Origin of the sequence: Stappia sp. TSB10P1A (assembly GCF_900185725.1) — a bacterium.
Classification (GTDB): domain Bacteria; phylum Pseudomonadota; class Alphaproteobacteria; order Rhizobiales; family Stappiaceae; genus Stappia.
On the sequence record NZ_FYAU01000029.1, the window covers coordinates 272,496 to 290,960 of the forward strand.

Sequence of the window (18,465 nt, forward strand, 5' to 3'; positions counted from 1 at the left end):
CGTCGTACGAGACCCGGCCTCACGCTTTACGAGAAAGGCGCGCCCCAGAGCGCGCCTTTTTGCTTTTGTCCGCCAGCGTCGACCGCCAGCGTCGACCGCCAGCGTCAGTCGAAGCGGCTGAAGACCAGCGCGGCGTTCACCCCGCCGAAGCCGAAGGCGTTGGAGAGGACATGGTCGACCGGCGCCGACCGGGCACCTTGCGAAATCAGGTCGAACCCTTCGGCCTCCGCCATCGGGCGGGCGATGTTCAGGCTGGGCGGCAGGGTCCGGTCGCGGATCGCCAGGATCGAGAACACCGCCTCGATGGCCCCCGCGGCCCCCAGCATGTGACCCGTTGCCGACTTGGTGGAGCTGATCGGCACGCGGCCGCGCGCAACGCCAAGGACCCGCTCCAGGGCGGCCAGCTCCGCCGCATCGCCGACGGGCGTCGAGGTGGCATGGGCGTTGACATAGCCGATATCCGCGGCCTCAAGTCCGGCCATCGCGATGGCGATCTCCATGGCGCGGGCGGCCTCGCGGCCGTCCGGCCAGCCGGCCGTGACATGGTGGGCGTCCGTGGTGGTGCCGTAGCCGGACAGGACCGCCAGAGGCCGGGCGCCGCGGCGCTCGGCATGGTCGAGCCGCTCGATGACCAGCATCGCCGCGCCTTCCGACAGGATGAAGCCGTCATGGTCCGCGTCGAAGGGGCGGGAGGCGCGCTGCGGGGCGTCATTGTAGCCGAAGGAGAGCGCCTTGGCCGCCGTGAAGCCGCCGATGGCGACCGGATCGACGCAGCCTTCCGCGCCGCCGCACAGCGCGATATCGGCCTCGCCCGAACGGATCAGGCGCATGGCATCGCCGATGGCCTGGGCCGAGGCGGCGCAGGCCGTGGTGGGAGACCCGGCCGGCCCGTTGAAACCGAAGCGGATCGACACCTGGCCCGCCGCGAGATTGGGCAGGAACGAGGGAACGACGAAGGGGGAAAGCCGGCGGGGGCCTTCGGTGCGGACCAGTTCGCTTGCCGCGGTGATCGCCGGAACGCCGCCGACCCCGGTGCCGATCTGGGTCGCGGTACGCGCCCGCTGTCCGGGATCCTCCGGGTGCCAGCCGGCCTGGTCCAGCGCCTCGATGGCCGCGGCCATGGCATACTGGATGAACAGGTCGTTCCGCCGCCGGTCGCGGGCGTCCATGCTGCGCTCGGGGTCGAAGCCGTCCGCGTCGTCCGCGATGGAGGGAACCAGCCCGGCGATCCCGCATTTCCAGCCGGTCGTGTCGAAGCGGGTGTTGGCGACGATGCCGCTCTCACCGGCGATCAGCCGCCGCCAGTTGGCCTCGATGCCGGCACCCAGCGGCGACACCGCTCCCAGACCCGTGACGACGATGGGAACTGACATGCAAGCCTCCTTGGTAAGGGTTGCACTGTGCATATACACATAAGAAGGCGAGCACAAGGGGCCGATCCGGCTTTCACGGCGCCGCCAGCCGCCGGGCGACGCTGAGATAGATCGCTGCCTCCTCCTCCGTGATGTCCTTCATCACCGACGCATAGGCGCCGGGCCACTCCTCCAGGATCGGATTGAGAACGGCATCGCCTTCCGGCGTCAGCTCGCAGACGCGCTGGTTTCCGGGCAGGCCGGCAACGCGCCGGACCAGCCCTTTCTTCGCAAGGAGGTCGAGATTGCGCGTCAGGCTGGTCCGCTCGAGGGCGATGCGCTCGGCAAGCGCCATGATCGGCTGTCCGGGCAGGAAGCGGATCGCCGACAGAAGGAAGAACTGCTGGACGGTGACCCCGTGGGGCTTGAGCCTGGCGTCCCAGCGCTTGAGCAGCGCCCGCGAGGTCGCCACGGTGTTCATGATCAGGCAATCGGCAAGGGCTTTGGGCAGGGTCATGCCGTCATTGGAAAGCTGCGCCTTGCGAAGTCAAGACCTTGGCGCAGCGCAAGGGCCGATGTCCGGCCCGTCGCCACACGGGGACAGCGGGCGAGCGCCCCATTTCGGTCATTGCGGATGCGCGGGATTACGGCCTAGCATCGCCGCATGGCGACCATGCTCCAGATTCTCGACTTTCTCGGCGTTGCCGTCTTCGCGGTGACGGGGGCCATCGTCGCCTCGCGCCTGCGGCTCGATTGCCTCGCCTTCGTCTTCTTCGCCGTCTTCACCGGGGTCGGCGGCGGCACGCTGCGCGACCTGCTGCTCGACGCACCGGTGTTCTGGGTCGAGAACGAGATCTATCTCGTCGTCTGCATCGCCATCGGCGCGCTGATGTGGTTCGTCATTCCGCCCGTGGAGCGGCTGAGCAAGCCGCTGCGCTGGGTCGATGCCATGGGCCTTGCGGCCTATTCGGTGATGGGGGCGGCGAAGACGCTGTCGCTCGGCCACCCGCCGACGGTGGCCGTGCTGATGGGGGTGGCGACCGCGACCTTCGGCGGCATCATCCGCGACACCATCGCCGGGCAGCCTTCGGCGCTGCTCAAGCCGGAACTCTATCTCACCCCGGCCTTTGTCGGCGCGGGCGTCTATGTCGGCCTGTTTTCCTTCGGGGTCGAGGCCTGGCCGGCGGCGATTGCCGGCGTGGCCGTCGCGTTCTTCCTGCGCGGCGGGGCGATCCTCAAGGGCTGGCATCTGCCCGGCTACGCGCCGCCGCGGGACGAGTCCTGAACGACACGGCCCGGCTCGCTGAACCGTCGGACGCTGGACCGATCAGGCGGCGCTGCGCGAGGCGATCGCCTTGCCGCCGCCAGCCTGTTTCTGCCCCTGTTGCTGAACGGCCTTCAGCCGGTCGGCCTCCGAGTGCCAGAGGTCGGCTTCCCGCCGCTTGACGCGGGCCTCCTTGCGCCACTTGCCCTGCGCCGCCCAGGAGGCGACCCCGCCGATGAACACGCCGAAGGCGACCGCGGCGAACAGGATCCAGAACAGCGGCGCGTCGACGCTGAGCGCCGGATCGGCCCGGTTGAACGGGTCGAGCGACAGGGTCACGACATGCCGGTTGGCGACCGCGAGGGCAATCAGCACGATGGCGATCGGCACCAGCACCAGGTTCTTCAGAAAGCGCGTCAATTCCTGTCTCCTGTACGGCCAGTCTCCTGAAGGGTCAGTCTCCTGAAGGGTCAGGCTCCCTGCGGGACGCTCCGCGCGGCCGGACGGGCGCGGGCTCGATCTCCGCTGCGCCTGCGCCCCTCTTCCGGCACCCTCTTCCGGTCTCGCGACCCGGTCGGGCGATCTCAGTCGTCGTCGTCCGGATCTTCCGAGCCGTCGCCGTCGTTGAGTCGCTCGCGCATCTCCTTGCCGGTCTTGAAGAAGGGCACGTATTTCTCTTCCACCTCGACCTTCTGGCCCGTGCGCGGGTTGCGCCCGGTCCGGGCCGGGCGGTTCTTCACCGAGAAGGCGCCGAAGCCCCGAAGCTCGACCCGGTTGCCGTTGCGCAGGGCATCGGTGATCTCGTCGAGGATCGCGTTGACGATGTTCTCAACGTCCCGCTGGTAAAGATGCGGATTCTGTTCGGCGATCCGCTGCACCAGTTCCGACTTGATCATTCGCGTCCCCCTGTTCGGTCGAGACTTTCCGCCGCGTTGCGAGCCTGCCAAACGGATACAAGACCGTCAAGCGCAAGGCCTTCGGGAAGGATAGCCCCGGTCGCCTCGACCGCCTGCAGCGCGCCGCTGGCGACCCCGGCGCCGAACCAGTGGGCCACCTGGCCGAGCAGCGGCAGCCCGCGCTCGCTCTCGCGTTTCACGCGCCAGGTCACGACCGGCAGCGAGGCGGCGACGCCGCGTTCGCTCTCCAGCCATTTGCGGCTGGTTTCCTCGCCGCCGACTGCGTCGATTAGTCCGAGCCGCCGGGCGGTGTCGCCGGAATAGACGCCGCCCTGCGCGACGGCGCGCACGGCCTCCTCGTCCATCCCGCGCCGCTCCGCCACCCGGGCGACGAACCATTCGTAGCTGTCGTCGATCAGCGCCTGCAGGTTGTCGCGCGCGGCCTGCGGCGGCTCGGAATGGAAATTCGGCTCCGCCTTGAGCGGCCCGGAGCGGACCACGTCGAACTTGACGCCGAGCGTGTCGAGCAGCCCGCCGAAATTGCCGTATTGGATATAGACGCCGATGGAGCCGGTGATCGAGGTGTGGCGGGCGACGATGTGATCGGTGGCGATGGCGGTCATGTAGCCGGCCGAGGCGGCCAGCGTGCCGATCTGCGCGACCACCGGCTTCTTCTCGGCGAGTTCGCGCAGGGCCAGATACAGCGTCTCGCCGCCGACCGTGGTGCCGCCGGGCGAGTTCAGCTCGACGATCACCGCCTTCACCCGGGCGTTGTCGGCAAGATCGCGGATCAGCTTGGCCCGGTCGCTGTCGTCGACGATGAGGCCGCTGACCTGCAGCCGGGCGACATGGTCGGCGCGCCGCGACAGCGAATCGAAGCTGCCGCTCCAGGCGAGCAGTCCGCCGATCGCGACGATCGCCAGCAGAAAGGCGAACACGCGCCAGAAAACCACCTTCCGGCGCAACCGTCGCCGGTCGACGAGGGCATCCGCATCAAGGGCCATGGGCCGAACCTCTCCGTTGTCTCCCTGGGGAGCGGCCTATCGCTACATGGCCGTGCCCCGGTTGAAAAGCCCGAACTGCGCGACATGGTTGGCCGGCGCGCGCCCCGCGGGCTTGCCTGGCCCCGCGCCCTCTGGCAGTTAGGCGCGGGTCAGCCTTTGCTGCAGTGCAGGATAACAGGTTCGGGAGGGACAGAGAACCATGGCGCAAATCACCCTTAACACGCTCGATGCGCGCAAGGGCGAGGGCCGGCGCTTCGCGATGGTCACCGCCTATGACGCGAGCTTCGCCGCCGCCGCCGCGCGCGCCGGCCTCGAGACGCTGCTCGTCGGCGACAGTCTCGGCATGGTGGTGCAGGGGCGCGGCTCGACGGTCCCCGTCACCATGGACGACATGGCCTATCACACGGCCTGCGTGCGCCGCGGAACCGAGGCCGGCGAGCACCGCCCGCTGATTGTCGCCGACATGCCCTTCGGCGCGGCCAACGCGCCCGACCAGGCCGCCACCAACGCGGCGCGGCTGATGCAGGCCGGCGCCAATGTGGTGAAGATCGAGGGCGGCGCCTGGGTCGCCGGCACGGTCCGCCACCTTGCCGAGCGCGGCATGCCGGTCTGCGCCCATCTCGGCCTGACGCCGCAGACGGCCGACATGCTGGGCGGCTACCGCCTGCAGGGCCGCGACGAGGCGGCCGCCGCCCGCATCCGCGAGGAGGCCCGCCTGCTGGAGGCGGCCGGCGCCCGCCTGCTGCTGCTCGAATGCGTGCCGGACGCGCTCGGGCGGGCGGTGAGCGAGGCGGCAAAGGTGCCGGTGATCGGCATCGGCGCGGGACCTGCGACCGATGCGCAGGTTCTCGTCCTGCACGACATGCTCGGCCTCGGCGAGGGCCGCAAGGCGCGTTTCGTGAAGGACTATCTCGCGGGTCGCGGCAGCATCGTCGAGGCGCTGCGCGCCTTCGGCGAGGAGGTGCGCTCCGGCGCCTATCCCGCGCCCGAGCATTGCTACGGCTGATCTCCTCCGGCACTGCCGGGAGGCCTCTCTTTTCGATCTTCCGGGGTCGGGGCAGGGCGTGGCATTCTCGCGCGGGTCACGGCAAGGGAGCGAAAGATGAGCGTGCGGATCGTGCGGCTCGGAACGGAGCGGACGGAAGGCGAGGGGCCCCGGCTCGGCACGGTGCGCCGGCCGCCGCGCGGGGTGCGCAAGGACGCCTACGCGACCGGCAACTGGTACGACACCTGGCTGCCGGAACTCTCGCCGAGTGCGGAGCTGGTGGCGAGCGCGCGGGCAGCAGAGTCGGAGGCGGACTGGGCCGCCTTCGTCAAGGCATTCCGCAAGGAGATGGGCGCCGCGACGCCGGCGCGCCTGCTCGACATGCTGGCCCTGCTGTCACGGTCGGGCGACTTCTCGCTCGGCTGCTATTGCGAGGACGACGCCCGCTGTCACCGGTCGGTGTTGCGCGAACTGCTGACCGAGCGCGGCGCCGACATCGCCTGACACGGCCCGGTAATCTGCCTGGAAACGAAAAACCCCCGGCCTTGCGGCCGGGGGTCTGTTTTTTTGCGACGTCGCGCGTTGCGATCAGTCGTCGGTCTCGCGGGCCTTGAGGGCCGCGCCGAGAATGTCGCCGAGCGAGGCGCCCGAGTCGGACGAACCGTACTGCGCGACGGCTTCCTTCTCCTCGGCGATTTCCAGCGCCTTGATGGAGACCGACACGCGGCGGGTCTTCTTGTCGAACTGGGTGACGCGGGCGTCGAACTTCTCGCCGACCGAGAACCGCTCCGGACGCTGGTCGCCGCGCTCGCGCGACAGGTCGGCGCGACGCACGAAGGTGGTCAGGTCGGTGTCGACGATCTTGGCTTCCAGGCCGCCGTCCTTGATCTCGACGACTTCGCAGGTCACCACCGCGCCCTTGCGCAGCTCGCCGGCCGCAGCCGTGTCGAACGGATCGCCGCCGAGCTGCTTGATGCCGAGCGAGATCCGCTCCTTCTCCATGTCGACGTCGAGCACGACGGCGCGAACCATGTCGCCCTTCTTGTACTCTTCGATGACCTGCTCGCCCGGACGGTTCCAGTCGAGGTCGGAGAGGTGGACCATGCCGTCGACGTCGCCGTCGAGACCGATGAACAGGCCGAACTCGGTCTTGTTCTTGACCTCGCCCTCGACCTCGGTGTTGATCGGGAACTTCTCGGCGAAGGCCTCCCACGGGTTCTGCAGCGTCTGCTTCAGGCCCAGCGAGATGCGGCGCTTGACCGGATCGACCTCCAGGATCATCACCTCAACCTCCTGCGAGGTGGAGACGATCTTGCCCGGATGGACGTTCTTCTTGGTCCAGGACATCTCGGAGACGTGGATCAGGCCCTCGATGCCGGCTTCCAGCTCCACGAAGGCGCCGTAGTCGGTGATGTTGGTCACGCGGCCGGTGAACTTGGCGTCGACCGGATACTTGGCCTCGATGCCGTCCCACGGATCCGCCTCGAGCTGCTTCATGCCGAGCGAGATGCGGTGCGTGTCCTGGTTGACGCGGATGATCTGGACCTTGACGGTCTGGCCGATCGACAGGACCTCGCTCGGATGGTTGATGCGGCGCCACGCGATGTCGGTGACGTGCAGCAGGCCATCGATGCCGCCGAGGTCGACGAACGCACCGTAGTCGGTGATGTTCTTGACCACGCCTTCCATGATCTGGCCTTCCTCGAGGCTCTGGACCAGTTCCGAACGCTGCTCGGCGCGGGTCTCCTCGAGGACGACGCGGCGCGACACGACGATGTTGCCGCGGCGCTTGTCCATCTTCAGGATCTGGAACGGCTGCGGCGTGTGCATCAAGGGGGCGACGTCGCGGACCGGGCGGATGTCGACCTGCGAGCGCGGCAGGAACGCCACGGCGCCGTCGAGGTCGACGGTGAAGCCGCCCTTGACCTGGTTGAAGATCTGGCCGGTGACCTTCTCGTTCGCCTCGAAGGCGACCTCGAGACGGACCCAGCTCTCTTCGCGGCGGGCCTTGTCGCGCGACAGGACGGCCTCGCCGAGCGCGTTCTCGACGCGCTCCAGATAGACCTCGACCTTGTCGCCGATCGAGACGCCGGCGCCGTCGCCGTCACGTCCCTTGACACCGAATTCCTTCAGCGCGATGCGGCCTTCGACCTTCAGGCCGACGTCGATCACCGCGAGATCCTTCTCGATGGCGATCACGGTGCCGGTAACGACGGAGCCCTCGTACAGCTCGTGCTGCTCGAAGCTCTCTTCGAGAAGGGCGGCAAAATCATCGCGGGTAGGGTTCAAACTGCTCATCGAAACTCCTGGCAGCCAAATCTGGCTTGTCGCCGGCGGGTTTGTGTTGGTCCCAGGCGGTGTCCCCATCCGGCAGCCCCCGTTTCGGATGCTGCTTCCGCGCCAGTCCCGGACCTGTCGGTGCGAGCAAGGGGCGGGCCGGCGAGGCGGAAGGTGAAACCGCACGCTCAGTCATGTCTTAAAGCGGGAGATCCGTAGCCGCTCTTCGCCGGAAGGGAGAACGCGTCCGTGGTCCGCCAGTCGTCGCCCCGGCCGGTCGCGGGCGAGCCGGACCTTGACGCCGATGGGCGCGGATGCCGCGCCAGGCGGACAATCCGGCTCTCCGAAGCCACGGAAAATGCGCCGATCTCGTGACCGCTACCTTGCGTTCACGCTATCGACGATATCCACAGCCGCCTTGAACGCGGTTTCTATATCCATTTCCGACGTGTCGAGCAAGTCCGCATCGTCCGCCGGCTTCAACGGCGCCACGGCGCGGCCGGCATCGCGCCGGTCGCGGCGCTCCAGATCCGCCAGCACCCGCGCATAGTCGGCGTCCTGCCCCTTGGAGATGAGCTCCTGGGTGCGCCGCCGCGCCCGCTCGGAGGCGCTCGCCACCACATAGAGCTTCACGTCCGCATCCGGGCACACCACCGTGCCGATGTCGCGCCCGTCCAGCACGGCGCCCGGCGGCTCCTGCGCGAAGCGCCGCTGCGCCCGCACCAGTTCCTCGCGCAGGCCCGGCAGCACCGCGATGCGCGAGGCCGCCTCGCCGATCTCATGCGCCGACAGCACGTCGCGGTCGAGACGCGACAGATCGAGATTGCGCGCCGTCGCCACCGCCACCGCCTCGTCGCCGAGCGGCAGGCCGCGCGCCAGCAGCGCGGCCGCGACCGCGCGATAGGTGAGGCCGGTGTCGAGATGGCGCAGTCCGTAATAGTCGGCCAGCCGGCGTGCCAGGGTGCCCTTGCCCGAGGCCGCAGGCCCGTCGATGGCGATGATCATGCGGCCTGCTCTCCCGTCTCGCCGATGTCGCCGCCGAGCTCTGCAAACAGCGCCTCGAAGGTCGGGAAGCTGGTGGCGATGACGCCGCCGTCGTCGACCGTGACCGGGTGGTCGGCGGCAAGGCCGAGCACGAGGAAGCTCATGGCGATGCGGTGGTCGAGATGGGTGGCGACCGTGCCGCCGCCGACCGGCCCCTTGCGCCCGTGCACCCGCAGGCTGCTCTCGCCCTCCTCGCAGTCGATGCCGTTGGCGCGCAGGCCCGCGGCGACCGCCGCAAGGCGATCCGATTCCTTGACCCTCAGTTCTTCCAGACCGAGCATGGTCGTGGTGCCTTGCGCGAAGGCCGCGGCAACCGCCAGCACCGGATATTCGTCGATCATCGAGGGTGCGCGGTCCGCCGGCACCTCGACGCCGGTCAGCTTCGAATGGCGCACGCGCACATCGCCGAGCCGCTCGCCGCCGGTCTCGCGAATGTTGGTGATCTCCAGATCCGCGCCCATTTCCTGCAGCGTGGTCAGGAGGCCGGTGCGGTGCTCGTTGAGCAGCACGTCGGCGACGGTCACCTCGGAGCCCGGCACGATCAGGCCCGCGACGATCGGGAAGGCGGCGGAGGAGGGGTCGGCCGGCACGGTGACGTCCTGCGCCTGCAACTCGCCCTGGCCGGTGACGGTGATCACCCGCCCGCCGGCGTCGTCGTGGTCGACCTGGATCGTCGCGCCGAAGCCGGCCAGCATGCGTTCGGTATGGTCGCGGGTCGGGATCGGCTCGATCACCGTGGTCTGGCCCGGTGCGTTGAGGCCGGCCAGCAGCACCGCCGACTTGACTTGGGCGGAGGGCACCGGCACCCGGTAGCTGATCGGCGCCGCGGTGCCGGGACCGTGCACCGACAGCGGCAGCCGGTCGCCGGAGCGCGAGATCACCCGCGTGCCCATCATCCGCAAGGGTTCCAGCACCCGGCCCATCGGCCGCTTGATCAGCGAGGCGTCGCCCGTGAAGGTGGCGGAGATCGGATGGGTGCCGACGATGCCGAGGGCCAGGCGTACGCCGGTGCCGGCATTGCCGTAGTCGATCACCGTCTCCGGCTCGATCAGGCTGCCGAGCCCGGCCCCGTCGACGCTCCACAGGCCGGTGTCGTCGCGCCGGATGCGGGCGCCGAAGGCGCGCATGGCGGCGGCGGTGTTGAGCACGTCCTCCGATTCCAGCAGGCCTGAAACGGTGGTCCGGCCGACGGCCAGCGCGCCCAGCATCAGGGCGCGGTGCGAGATGGATTTGTCGCCGGGCACGGTGACCCGACCCTTGAGCGCGGCGCCGGAGCGGGCCGTCAGCGGCCGGGCGGAGGTGGACTGGGACATGCTGGATTTCCGGAAGCTTGAAGCCGACTGTTGCGTTGCACCTCGTATCATGCTGGAACCGATACGTCACCGTGGGTGTTGTCCTCGCCGTGGCTCCGCCGGAGGGGTCTGCAACCGCGTGGCGGTCCGGCGATCGCAAACCGGTTGCGGCCGTGCCCATAAAGGGTTTGACGAAGCAGGGCGGATTAGGCTTTGACAGGAAGCCGGGCAGCCTTTATGCGAACGCCCGATTACCAGCAGACAAGGGTTGGAAACGTGGCAAAACCCGAACTTGGCACCAAGCGGCTGTGCGGCGGTTGCGGCACGAAATATTATGACCTCAATCGCGACCCGATCACCTGCCCGAAATGCGGCACGGTGTTCATCCTCGCCCAGGCGCTGCGGGTGAAGACCGCGGCCAAGGCTGCGGCCGTGGTCGAGGAGGACGAGGACGACGTCGAGCTGGATGACGAGGCGGCCGAGATGGTCAGCCTGGAGGAAGCGGACGCCGAGACCGAGGGCGATGCCGCCGTCGTGATCGACGACGAGGAAGTCGACGAGGAGATCGCCGACGACGATGCCGATGACGTGTTCATCGACGTCGAGGACGAGGAAGACGACGACGTCGGCATCGTGCTCGAGCGCGACGACGAGGACACCGACCGCTGATCGCGGCGTTGTCCACAGGCCTGGGGACCTTTCCCCGGCCTGTTCGGGCAAGCGGATTATTCCGCTTGACTTGAGGGGCGGAAGACGTATTTTCCGCCCGCACCGGCAAGACGAACCCAAGCGTCGCCGGATCGTTCGCACCGCGGCACCGGAGGTTTTCCGGAGCCCTGGTCGGACAAGACACTGGAAGACGGGGCCATAGCTCAGTTGGGAGAGCGCTTGAATGGCATTCAAGAGGTCAGGGGTTCGACTCCCCTTGGCTCCACCACTTCTTCCATTTGCATGTTTTTGTCTCCTAACAGTTTGAATATCAAGGCGGTTTGGACGGTTCGATAACCGCTGCCGCGCTGGTAGGCGAGACGCTCCGCGAAGACCAGTCGCAGCACGGCGCGGCGGTCCTCCAGACGGGGCGAATGCCAGAGATTGCAAGGGTTTGCGATGAAGGCGAAGGCGGTTCGATAGGTTTCCGCGAACGACGCCTGCGGCTTACCGATCGATGCGGCCTTTTCGCTCAACGCGGCCTTGTGTTCGTGCAGCTCGCGCAGACGCGCTTCATAGGCTTCCGCGAGCGCGCTGGTGCTGGCCCCCATCACCCGGTCGACCAGTTGACGCACCTTCACCTCGACGCGCTGCAGCTCGCCGGCAACGGCACGGGCCATTTCCTCGCTGCGGGCAAGACGGTCGTTCCACTGATCACGCAGCATCTCGTAGATCGCGTGGAAGAGATGCGCGCTCGGCTTGAGCGATGCCAGCAGCGTCTCGAACTCGCCCTCGATAATCTCCTTGCGCACTGATTTTCGGCGATCCGGGCAGTCGCGCGTATCGCACAGATAATAGGCGTAGTGCTTGGTGCGGCCCTTCGACCAGCAGGCGGTCATCGGCTGGTTGCACGAGGCGCAGCAGACGAAGCCGCGCAGCGGGAAGTCCTCGTTGAGATCCTTGCGCACGGGAGCCTTGGGCGTGCCCTTGAGCCGCTCCTGCACCCGCTGCCAGGTAGCAAGGCTCACCAGGGGCTCGTGCTTGGCCGGAATGAAGGACATGCCCCATTTGGGCACCTCGATATATCCGGCATAGAGCATGCGGTTGAGCAGCTCGGCGACGCGCTCGAAGTGCACCTCGCCGCGATGGTCGCGCGGATAGGCGGGCTGGCTTTCCAGGAAGCGCTTCACCTCGGCAACGCTCTCCAGCCGGCCGCAGGCGAAGGCCTCCAGCGTCTCCTTGATGATGCTGGCAAGCGGTTCCTTGCGCACCAGGAGCTTGCCGTGTCCGGCGACCTTCTTGTAGCGATAGCCTTTGGGAGGCGAGAAGCACCAGTAACCGGCGAGCACCCGCGCCTTCATCTTCTGGACCACCTGGCGGCTGTTCTGTTCGCGCTCCAGCTCGCCCTGGGCGGCGAGGATGGTTTCGATGAACTTGCCCTCGGGCGTGTCCTCAAGCCGGAAGTTGAGGCACTCGATGCGGGCGCCGCGCATGCGGAACGCTTTTCGGAGCTTGATGTGGAACTCGGTGTCGCGGGCGAAGCGCTTCAGATCGTCGAAGATGACGACATAGTTCTTCCGGTCGGGCTGGGCGTCGAGATAGCTGAGCAGCGCCACCATGCCGGGCCGCCGCATGAAGTCACCGGCACCGGAGACGTCATCGGGGAACACCGCCTCGACCTCATAGCCCATGTGGAGCGCATGGGACCGGCACCGTGCCTCCTGCGAATCGAGGCCGTGGAATTCGGTGGCCTGCTTGCTGCTCGAGACGCGGCAATAGATCAGCGCCTTGGTGGGTGCGGTCTCGGGTGATTGGGGTGTGTGTGCCGGCATGTCTCTCACTTTCTCCCGCCGGCACTTCCGCTTGTCGTGCGGAAGGAAGCGGCAAGGTCCTTCTTGTCTGTCTCCGTTGTGGTGGTGGTCCCGGATGAGCCTATCACAGGGCGGGAATCGATTGCATCTTTAGGTCCCGGCTTGGCCTCGGGACCATCGCCCGAGGGCGGCAGCGCGGGCACCGAGGCGTGCTCAGCGGGGCCTGACAGGGACCCGCTGACCTGCTGAACCGGATCAAGGCCGAAGGCGCGGTCGACGAAGCTCTGGGCAATCGTCCACAACACGCGCAGCATCTCGTCCTTCTTCTCGTCGGGCAGATCGAGATGGTCGACATGGCGGCGGTAGCGGGAGAGATCGAGGTCGCTCATTGTCCTGTCTCCTCAAACCGGTCGGACCGGCCAGCGCAGGGCGCACGTCCTGAACCCTGTCTTGAAGTGTCGGAGACGCGGCGCGAGCCATGGACAGACACGACAGGCGTGCGGGGCATCGTGTCCCGCGCGCGATTGCCGATGGTCGTCTCTGTCCGCTCGTGCCGCATCTCCATCTCCGTTCAGCGGTCGTAGCTCATGCGGGAGCGGCGCTGATAGCGCGGCGGCGGACCGTCGCTGTCCTGCCTCATGCCGTCGCCGGCCCCGGTATCGCGCGCGGCGCGGGTGTAGCTGCTGCGGGTCGCGCTCTCGCCGGCAGAGCCGGCGGAGGCACTGTCGCCATTGCCCTGACGGGTGCGCCGGGCAGTGCGGCTGCGGGACGTGCCGGAGGCCCCGTTCTCCTGCCGGCGGGCCTCGGCTTCAGCGCGCTCCGCCTCGATCTGAGGACGGTAGAACTCTTCCTCCAGATGCTTGCCCCACTCATAGAGGTCGGCCTGTTCCGCCGCCTGGAACTCCTCGCGCATCAGCCGCTTTGCCGCCGCATCGGTGATGCCGAGAGAGCGGGCCAGCGCTTCGCCTTGATGGGCGAAGGCCCGGTGGAAGGTGATCTTGTCGCCGGTCTCGATCATCGCGCCGACGCCAAGAGCGTGCTCCAGCGCCTGCTGGCCGGCCTCCTGCGGCAGGGCCTCTTCGCGGGCGACCAGCTCCTCACGCAGCTGGTTCATCGAGCGCCCGGTGCGGGAGCGGAAGAGATCGCGCAGGATCGTCTCGGCCTTGGCGGTGTCGAAGTTCTCGGTCCGCGCATAGGCATGGGCGTAGTCGGCAAGCTTCTCCTTGAAGGCGCCGCTGCGCAGGATCTCGCGTTCGAGAATGCGGGTGATCGTCACCGCCTCGTCGAACTGGGGATTGCTGAGCAGGCGGCCGGAGAAGCTGGCGCGGGCCTGCTGAAGGCGCTCCTGCTCGGAAGGCGCGTTGGGGTTGGCATTGGGATTCTGGTTGGAGTTGATGCTGTTGGTCGACATGTCCTGGTCCTTTCTGTTGGGTGTGTCTGTCTTTGACGTCCTTTGCTGTGTTGGTGTGTGGATATGCAAGAACATATCAAGAACAATAGGACAATTGTCCTATTTGAAGCAAGGATTACGCGCGACAGATTCTTTCGTTTTATTTGCGATAACAGAGGCTTGGCTGGCGCAGGCAGCGCGTCGCGGACCGGCCGCCCCCAAACGGCAGGGCCGGCCGCGACGTGGCGCGCTAGCTGTCGCGGCGACGAACCCAGCCGCCGCGCCGCTCCATGGCGGGAGAGCGGGTGCTCGCCTGCGCGAAGGTCTCGCGCGGCGAGGTGCCGGGCGACGCCTCCCGCGCTGCCTTGCGGATCAACGCGTCGAGCTGGCTCTGTTCCTCCCGGTCGATCTCCTGCATGCGCTTGTCGTGCGCGGCCTCGACCTGACGATGGGCCTCGTGCTCGATCGCATCGCGCGAGAAGCGGTCCTTGCCCGTCCAAGCCGGCTTGAAGTCGCGGGGCCTGCTTGCCGCCTCGTCGATTAACCGCTGGCGGGCCTCGTCGACCCGCTCGTCATAGGTCTCGGTATAGAGCTGTTCTTCCTCCTTGCGGCTGTCGCGGGCCTGCCGGTCGATGGCCGTGCGCTCCCCCCAGTGTCCGGTGGTCTTCAGCGCGTCGGCCATGCGGCGCATGGTCACCAGTTCGAACTGATTGCGCAGTTCGTCCTCGATCGGCGGCAGCTCCGGGGGCGTCTTGCTGGTCATGGCTGTTCTCCTGAAGCGGGAGGGCAAGTTTGCGTTTCGGCGACACGATCCGGCACACTGTCGGCATGGTGTTTTTTGAAGATCGGAATGACGTGGAGGAGTGGCTCGAGCCGCTCGGTTACGATGCCTTTTGGCGCGAGGTGGCGGTGTTCGAGCCGGACATCGACACGCGCGCACACTGCGAAGCGATGATCGCTGCCGGGATCGTGAGCGAGGCGGAGGTGCTGAGCGCGCTGAAGTCGGATGTACGCCGCGACCTGGTGGCGCGGTTCCGCCTGCCATGCCGCCATCCGCGCAGGTGGAAATCGGTGCACTGACCCCCTGGTCTCACCGGCCCGCCTCATTGCGCGCCCCCACCGGACTGCGCCTGCCGGAAGACGATCAGCGGGCAGCGGCCGTCCGTGGGGCTGAGCAAAGCTGCGCTGCCATGGAAGCCGATATAGCGGCACTGCGTGTAATAGCGGGCACTCCAGTCCCAGCGGTCCGCGCCGGATGTCACATAGCTGTAGGACCACAGGAGGTGCGGCAGGCCGTGGGTGCTGTAGCCCCACCAAAGGAGGCCGATAACGACCAGCCAGAGCGCGTGGCCGGGGCGCAGCAGGCGCGGCGGCCTGGGCCGGCCATGGTGATGCGGGGACTGCAGGCTCATGGGCGTGTCTCCATCTTGCGAGGGTGGACGGGAGGCGTTGGAGGTGTCGGTACATGCCGTCCGGAAGCGGTCGCACGCATCACCCATTCCTCGCGATGACAACGCGCGGGTCCGGCGGCAGCCGGCCGCCCTCCAGCGGATTGGCGGCAAGTTCGAAGCAATAGGGCGCGAACTGGTTCTGGTAGAACTTGCGGCAGTGGATGAAGCCCACCCCGTCGACCTGCAGGATCTGTTCGTCGGGCGGCAGGCGCATCAACTCGTCGGCCGTGAACACCCGGCCCTGACCGGTCGAGTAGTTGCTGTTCCAGCCGCTCTGGTTGCTGGCAAGGCCAAGCCCCGGCGAGATGACGATGGTCTCGCCCATCGCCCGAGAGATGCGCTCCGCCTCCTCATAGTTGGAGAACTTGAGGTACTGGATGATCGAGCAGTTCTCCTCCAGCAGCGCGGTCTCCTTCTCCCCGTATTTGCGGACGATGTCCTGGCGCGACTGGGCAATGAAGTGCGAACGAGCGCCGAAGGCCCGCTGGATGGTCACCCGGTTGAGCGCATCCCTGAGCGGGGCGTTGCAGAACTCGTCCAAGATGAACTCCGACCTGCCCGCCCCGTGACGCAGCTGGGCGTTCATCAGGGCAAGGAAGTGGAGCGCGTAGAAGGGGCCGAGCCGATCGGTGAAGCGGGCCGGATTGACGAAGCAGACCACAGCGCCTTTTTCGATCAGCTCGGCATGTGTGGTCTGTGCCAACCGTCCGGCATTCTTGAGCGGACCGGTGGCAAAGATCTTCAGGGAGGTGAGAGCCGCCCGCATGTGCTGGGAATAGTGTTCGGGATTGTCCTGCTTCATCTCCAGCAGTTGACGGGCCGATGCGCTCAAGCTCGCATCGAGACTGTCGGCAGCCTCGCGCAAGGCCCGTGCCCATGTGTCCGGATCGGCGAGCAGCGCGGCGAGCGCGCCTGGAAAGCACCGGCGCGGGTTGAGCTCCAGCAGGATGAGGATGCCGAGCGTCAGGATCTCCCGGGGAGCTTCCCGCCAATAAAAGTTCTTCTGGTCGTCCGACGGCTCCTCGATCAGGGCATGGACGATGTTGGCGATGACGAAGGGCAACTGCTCGGGGTCGACCTTCAGCGCATGGACCGCCGCGCCGAACGGATTGAGGGTGATCCGTGCGGGGTTGTCCTCCCCGAGCGCGGCGAACTCGTCGACGACGGCAAAGAGCCGCCCGTGCTTGCGGCACATCGCGGCGACCTGCGCCGCGATCTCGCCGTCCTTGCTGTCCGAGGTGAACACCGCCCTGGAGGTATCAGCGAGCATCGACATCAGGGCCGGCACCGAGACGCAGGTGGTCTTGCCGCCGCCGGCGGCAGCCAGCGTCAGGGAGGAACCGGCGTTCTTCGGTTCGAAGATCGGCCGGCCGTCAAAGGTCAGGCCGAGAATGCGGCGGCCGATCATGTGCTCGGGTACGGGCACCAGCTGATATTGCGGCGACGCCGCGCGCTTCAACCAGTGCCTGATCCAGCGACGCAGCCGACGGGAGAGATCGGATCCCGCCCAATGCGGCGGACGGCGGTGGAATGGCATGGTCATTCGAGCATCCCCGCCTTGCGCAACGTCTCGTGATCGGCAAGCGGGGCCGCCTTTTGCGGTGTGCCCTGCACGAGGAAGCGGTGGACCACACGCCGGCGCTGCCAGGAGGCGCGCAGGCTTCCAAGAGCGGCGATCAGCGAGGCGACCGCCCCCATGCCGAACAGCGTGCTGGTGACGGCCAGCCCCCACCATTGCGGGCTGGTCGGCCAGATCGCCCAGGCGCAGCCGCCATAGATCACCGTCGCCACCATGCGGGCGTTGAACGCGGTCGTCTCACCGAGGCTGGCATCGCGGACGGATACAGTGGGATCGCCGGGCATCCGGTCGCTGGCACGACTGCCTTGCGTGCGAGCGGTGTCGGACATGGTCGGCTTGAGCCGTCTCATGCCCCGTCCTCCCGGCGCTCGCCGCGCGCGGCCATCGCCATCTCCACCGCCTGCCGCACACGGCGCAGCGTGGTGATCAGGCCGATATTCGAGGCGACCTCCTGATCCCTCAGGGCAAGGCTGTGCACCTTGAGGGTGCCCACGGTCAGCGACGCGATCAGCGCCGCAATCCCGAAGGCGCCGACGAAGACAAGCTCCGCCGGCCACAGATAGCGGTGGAAGGCCACCGCAAAGCCCGCCAGCCCCAAGGCCGGCGGCAGCAGGAACAGGGCGAGCGGCCGCTCGACCGAGATGTATTCGATGCGCTCCAGCGCATAGCTCTTGCGCGGCGTGCGCAGGATCCGGTCGGTGACGAGGAAGCCGCCGCCGGCAAAGCGCACCGTCTCCCCGGCAGGCTCCAGGCTGGAGCCATCGGCGCGCGCGCTTGTCTGCGTCTCGGGAGTGTCGGGGTGGACGTGGAGGCGGTTGGTCACGACGCACCTCCCGCCTGCCGTTCGCAGGCCCCGGAGCGCGCCGCCTGCGCCATGCGGCCGGCAAACCCGTCGATGGAGGCCGGGCGATAGAGCGTCAGGCTCCCGGTATAGAGCGCCCAGTCCATCCGCGTCTCGGCAATGGCCACATCGGCGATGCAGCCGCAGATGTCGTCCGAGGCGGCGAGCCGGCTCGCCGTGCGTGCCAGCACCTGATCGCGCGAGCGCTGCCAGGTCTCCATCGCCGCCTGCTTGCTGCGCTCGTAAGCGCGGCGCGCATCCGCGACCTGCTGGCGCGGGTCGAAGTCGAAGACAGAGCCAAGACCGCCCCGGCCGCTGTTGGCGGCATCATAGGCCCAGTCCGCCAGCGGATTGTGGAGCATCCCTTCGGCCAGGATGAGAGCCTGTTCCGCCGCAACGTCCACCTGCGGCAGCGGCAGCGCGGAGAGCTGTTCCTCGCCCGCCCGTGCCGCCAGCGCCGCCACATTCGCGGTGCAGGCCGGCATATGATCGGCCGCCGCGACCCGCTCCGCCAGCTTCGGGCCGATCAGCACGTAGTTGACCGCGCCCCAGGCGAGGCCTCCGGCAAGCAGCGCCCGAGGCACGACATCCGTCAAGATATTCGGGATCATTCCTGTCTCCTGTTCAGGTC

The 18,465-nt window shown here is 67.8% G+C and carries 22 protein-coding genes, 1 tRNA gene and 1 pseudogene; 7 read left to right on the forward strand and 17 right to left on the reverse strand.

The annotated features are described in order from the left end of the window. Nucleotides 1-104: 104 nt before the first annotated feature. Both fabF and TSB10P1A_RS15085 read right to left on the reverse strand, forming a co-directional pair. Nucleotides 105-1,373: a beta-ketoacyl-ACP synthase II gene (gene fabF, locus TSB10P1A_RS15080; protein ID WP_186388751.1), complete on the reverse strand. Its 1,269-nt coding sequence runs from the start codon at nucleotides 1,371-1,373 to the stop codon at nucleotides 105-107. A 73-nt stretch (nucleotides 1,374-1,446) separates the two neighbouring features. Next, entirely contained in the window at nucleotides 1,447-1,869 is a 423-nt protein-coding gene (locus TSB10P1A_RS15085; RefSeq protein ID WP_186388752.1) for a MarR family winged helix-turn-helix transcriptional regulator, read from the reverse strand. A 147-nt stretch (nucleotides 1,870-2,016) separates the two neighbouring features. Here TSB10P1A_RS15085 and TSB10P1A_RS15090 point away from each other — a divergent pair, with 147 nt between their 5' ends. After that, the gene (locus tag TSB10P1A_RS15090) at nucleotides 2,017-2,637 is read left to right on the forward strand and encodes a trimeric intracellular cation channel family protein (protein WP_186388753.1); all 621 of its coding nucleotides are present in this window, start codon (nucleotides 2,017-2,019) and stop codon (nucleotides 2,635-2,637) included. Between the two features lie 42 nt (nucleotides 2,638-2,679). Here the strand turns inward: TSB10P1A_RS15090 and TSB10P1A_RS15095 are convergent, their stop codons facing one another. The 3 genes from TSB10P1A_RS15095 to sppA all read right to left on the reverse strand — a co-directional run bounded on the left by TSB10P1A_RS15095 (nucleotide 2,680) and on the right by sppA (nucleotide 4,516). Continuing rightward, nucleotides 2,680-3,036, reverse strand: coding sequence for a LapA family protein (locus TSB10P1A_RS15095; protein ID WP_186388754.1), 357 nt, complete (start codon nucleotides 3,034-3,036; stop codon nucleotides 2,680-2,682). Between the two features lie 164 nt (nucleotides 3,037-3,200). Then, nucleotides 3,201-3,512, reverse strand: a complete 312-nt coding sequence (locus TSB10P1A_RS15100) for an integration host factor subunit beta (protein WP_186388755.1) — start codon at nucleotides 3,510-3,512, stop codon at nucleotides 3,201-3,203. After that, on the reverse strand, nucleotides 3,509-4,516 hold the full coding sequence (sppA, locus tag TSB10P1A_RS15105; protein WP_186388756.1) for a signal peptide peptidase SppA: 1,008 nt from the start codon (nucleotides 4,514-4,516) through the stop codon (nucleotides 3,509-3,511). Before sppA ends, TSB10P1A_RS15100 begins: the two co-directional genes overlap by 4 nt. A 199-nt stretch (nucleotides 4,517-4,715) precedes the next feature. Between sppA and panB the strand changes: the two genes are divergently transcribed. Both panB and TSB10P1A_RS15115 read left to right on the forward strand, forming a co-directional pair. Next, nucleotides 4,716-5,522, forward strand: a complete 807-nt coding sequence (gene panB / locus TSB10P1A_RS15110) for a 3-methyl-2-oxobutanoate hydroxymethyltransferase (RefSeq protein WP_186388757.1) — start codon at nucleotides 4,716-4,718, stop codon at nucleotides 5,520-5,522. A 96-nt stretch (nucleotides 5,523-5,618) separates the two neighbouring features. Then, entirely contained in the window at nucleotides 5,619-6,005 is a 387-nt protein-coding gene (locus TSB10P1A_RS15115) for a DUF488 domain-containing protein (protein ID WP_186388758.1), read from the forward strand. 84 nt (nucleotides 6,006-6,089) lie between these two features. On the opposite strand, the gene rpsA is transcribed toward TSB10P1A_RS15115, so the two are convergent. The 3 genes from rpsA to aroA form a co-directional block, all read right to left on the reverse strand. Beyond that, the gene (gene rpsA, locus TSB10P1A_RS15120) at nucleotides 6,090-7,799 is read right to left on the reverse strand and encodes a 30S ribosomal protein S1 (protein ID WP_186388759.1); all 1,710 of its coding nucleotides are present in this window, start codon (nucleotides 7,797-7,799) and stop codon (nucleotides 6,090-6,092) included. A 357-nt stretch (nucleotides 7,800-8,156) separates the two neighbouring features. After that, the gene (gene cmk / locus TSB10P1A_RS15125; RefSeq protein ID WP_186388760.1) at nucleotides 8,157-8,783 is read right to left on the reverse strand and encodes a (d)CMP kinase; all 627 of its coding nucleotides are present in this window, start codon (nucleotides 8,781-8,783) and stop codon (nucleotides 8,157-8,159) included. Further along, entirely contained in the window at nucleotides 8,780-10,135 is a 1,356-nt protein-coding gene (gene aroA / locus TSB10P1A_RS15130; protein WP_186388761.1) for a 3-phosphoshikimate 1-carboxyvinyltransferase, read from the reverse strand. The genes cmk and aroA overlap by 4 nt, the downstream gene beginning before the upstream one ends. Nucleotides 10,136-10,390: 255 nt before the next feature. Here aroA and TSB10P1A_RS15135 point away from each other — a divergent pair, with 255 nt between their 5' ends. The 3 genes from TSB10P1A_RS15135 to TSB10P1A_RS23780 all read left to right on the forward strand — a co-directional run bounded on the left by TSB10P1A_RS15135 (nucleotide 10,391) and on the right by TSB10P1A_RS23780 (nucleotide 11,577). Next, nucleotides 10,391-10,783: a TIGR02300 family protein gene (locus tag TSB10P1A_RS15135; RefSeq protein WP_186388762.1), complete on the forward strand. Its 393-nt coding sequence runs from the start codon at nucleotides 10,391-10,393 to the stop codon at nucleotides 10,781-10,783. Between the two features lie 192 nt (nucleotides 10,784-10,975). Beyond that, nucleotides 10,976-11,051, forward strand: a tRNA-Ala gene (locus TSB10P1A_RS15140). Between the two features lie 145 nt (nucleotides 11,052-11,196). Continuing rightward, nucleotides 11,197-11,577 (forward strand): hypothetical protein, encoded by a 381-nt coding sequence (locus tag TSB10P1A_RS23780; protein ID WP_244293133.1) that lies wholly within the window; start codon nucleotides 11,197-11,199, stop codon nucleotides 11,575-11,577. Nucleotides 11,578-11,598: 21 nt separating this feature from the next. On the opposite strand, the pseudogene TSB10P1A_RS23785 reads toward TSB10P1A_RS23780, so the two are convergent. From TSB10P1A_RS23785 to TSB10P1A_RS15160, 4 genes and pseudogenes are all read right to left on the reverse strand, one after another. Next, nucleotides 11,599-12,594: pseudogene (locus TSB10P1A_RS23785) on the reverse strand (recombinase family protein); the annotation flags it as partial. 5 nt (nucleotides 12,595-12,599) lie between these two features. Continuing rightward, the gene (locus tag TSB10P1A_RS15150) at nucleotides 12,600-12,962 is read right to left on the reverse strand and encodes a hypothetical protein (RefSeq protein ID WP_186388763.1); all 363 of its coding nucleotides are present in this window, start codon (nucleotides 12,960-12,962) and stop codon (nucleotides 12,600-12,602) included. Nucleotides 12,963-13,144: 182 nt separating this feature from the next. Further along, nucleotides 13,145-13,984 carry a hypothetical protein gene (locus TSB10P1A_RS15155; protein ID WP_186388764.1) on the reverse strand — a complete coding sequence of 280 codons (840 nt, stop codon included), beginning with the start codon at nucleotides 13,982-13,984 and terminating at the stop codon, nucleotides 13,145-13,147. Between the two features lie 229 nt (nucleotides 13,985-14,213). Continuing rightward, the gene (locus tag TSB10P1A_RS15160; RefSeq protein ID WP_186388765.1) at nucleotides 14,214-14,726 is read right to left on the reverse strand and encodes a hypothetical protein; all 513 of its coding nucleotides are present in this window, start codon (nucleotides 14,724-14,726) and stop codon (nucleotides 14,214-14,216) included. Nucleotides 14,727-14,755: 29 nt separating this feature from the next. On the opposite strand from TSB10P1A_RS15160, the gene TSB10P1A_RS15165 reads away from it, so the two are divergent. Beyond that, nucleotides 14,756-15,043, forward strand: a complete 288-nt coding sequence (locus tag TSB10P1A_RS15165) for a hypothetical protein (RefSeq protein WP_186388766.1) — start codon at nucleotides 14,756-14,758, stop codon at nucleotides 15,041-15,043. A gap of 23 nt (nucleotides 15,044-15,066) precedes the next feature. Here TSB10P1A_RS15165 and TSB10P1A_RS15170 read toward each other — a convergent pair whose 3' ends face one another. From TSB10P1A_RS15170 to TSB10P1A_RS15190, 5 genes are all read right to left on the reverse strand, one after another. Next, nucleotides 15,067-15,375 (reverse strand): hypothetical protein, encoded by a 309-nt coding sequence (locus TSB10P1A_RS15170; protein ID WP_186388767.1) that lies wholly within the window; start codon nucleotides 15,373-15,375, stop codon nucleotides 15,067-15,069. A 79-nt stretch (nucleotides 15,376-15,454) separates the two neighbouring features. Next, nucleotides 15,455-16,957 (reverse strand): type IV secretory system conjugative DNA transfer family protein, encoded by a 1,503-nt coding sequence (locus TSB10P1A_RS15175; RefSeq protein ID WP_186388768.1) that lies wholly within the window; start codon nucleotides 16,955-16,957, stop codon nucleotides 15,455-15,457. Next, nucleotides 16,954-17,343 carry a hypothetical protein gene (locus TSB10P1A_RS15180; protein ID WP_186388769.1) on the reverse strand — a complete coding sequence of 130 codons (390 nt, stop codon included), beginning with the start codon at nucleotides 17,341-17,343 and terminating at the stop codon, nucleotides 16,954-16,956. The genes TSB10P1A_RS15175 and TSB10P1A_RS15180 overlap by 4 nt, the downstream gene beginning before the upstream one ends. Beyond that, the gene (locus tag TSB10P1A_RS15185; protein WP_186388770.1) at nucleotides 17,340-17,816 is read right to left on the reverse strand and encodes a hypothetical protein; all 477 of its coding nucleotides are present in this window, start codon (nucleotides 17,814-17,816) and stop codon (nucleotides 17,340-17,342) included. Before TSB10P1A_RS15185 ends, TSB10P1A_RS15180 begins: the two co-directional genes overlap by 4 nt. Then, nucleotides 17,813-18,445 (reverse strand): hypothetical protein, encoded by a 633-nt coding sequence (locus TSB10P1A_RS15190; protein ID WP_186388771.1) that lies wholly within the window; start codon nucleotides 18,443-18,445, stop codon nucleotides 17,813-17,815. Before TSB10P1A_RS15190 ends, TSB10P1A_RS15185 begins: the two co-directional genes overlap by 4 nt. Nucleotides 18,446-18,465: the final 20 nt, after the last annotated feature.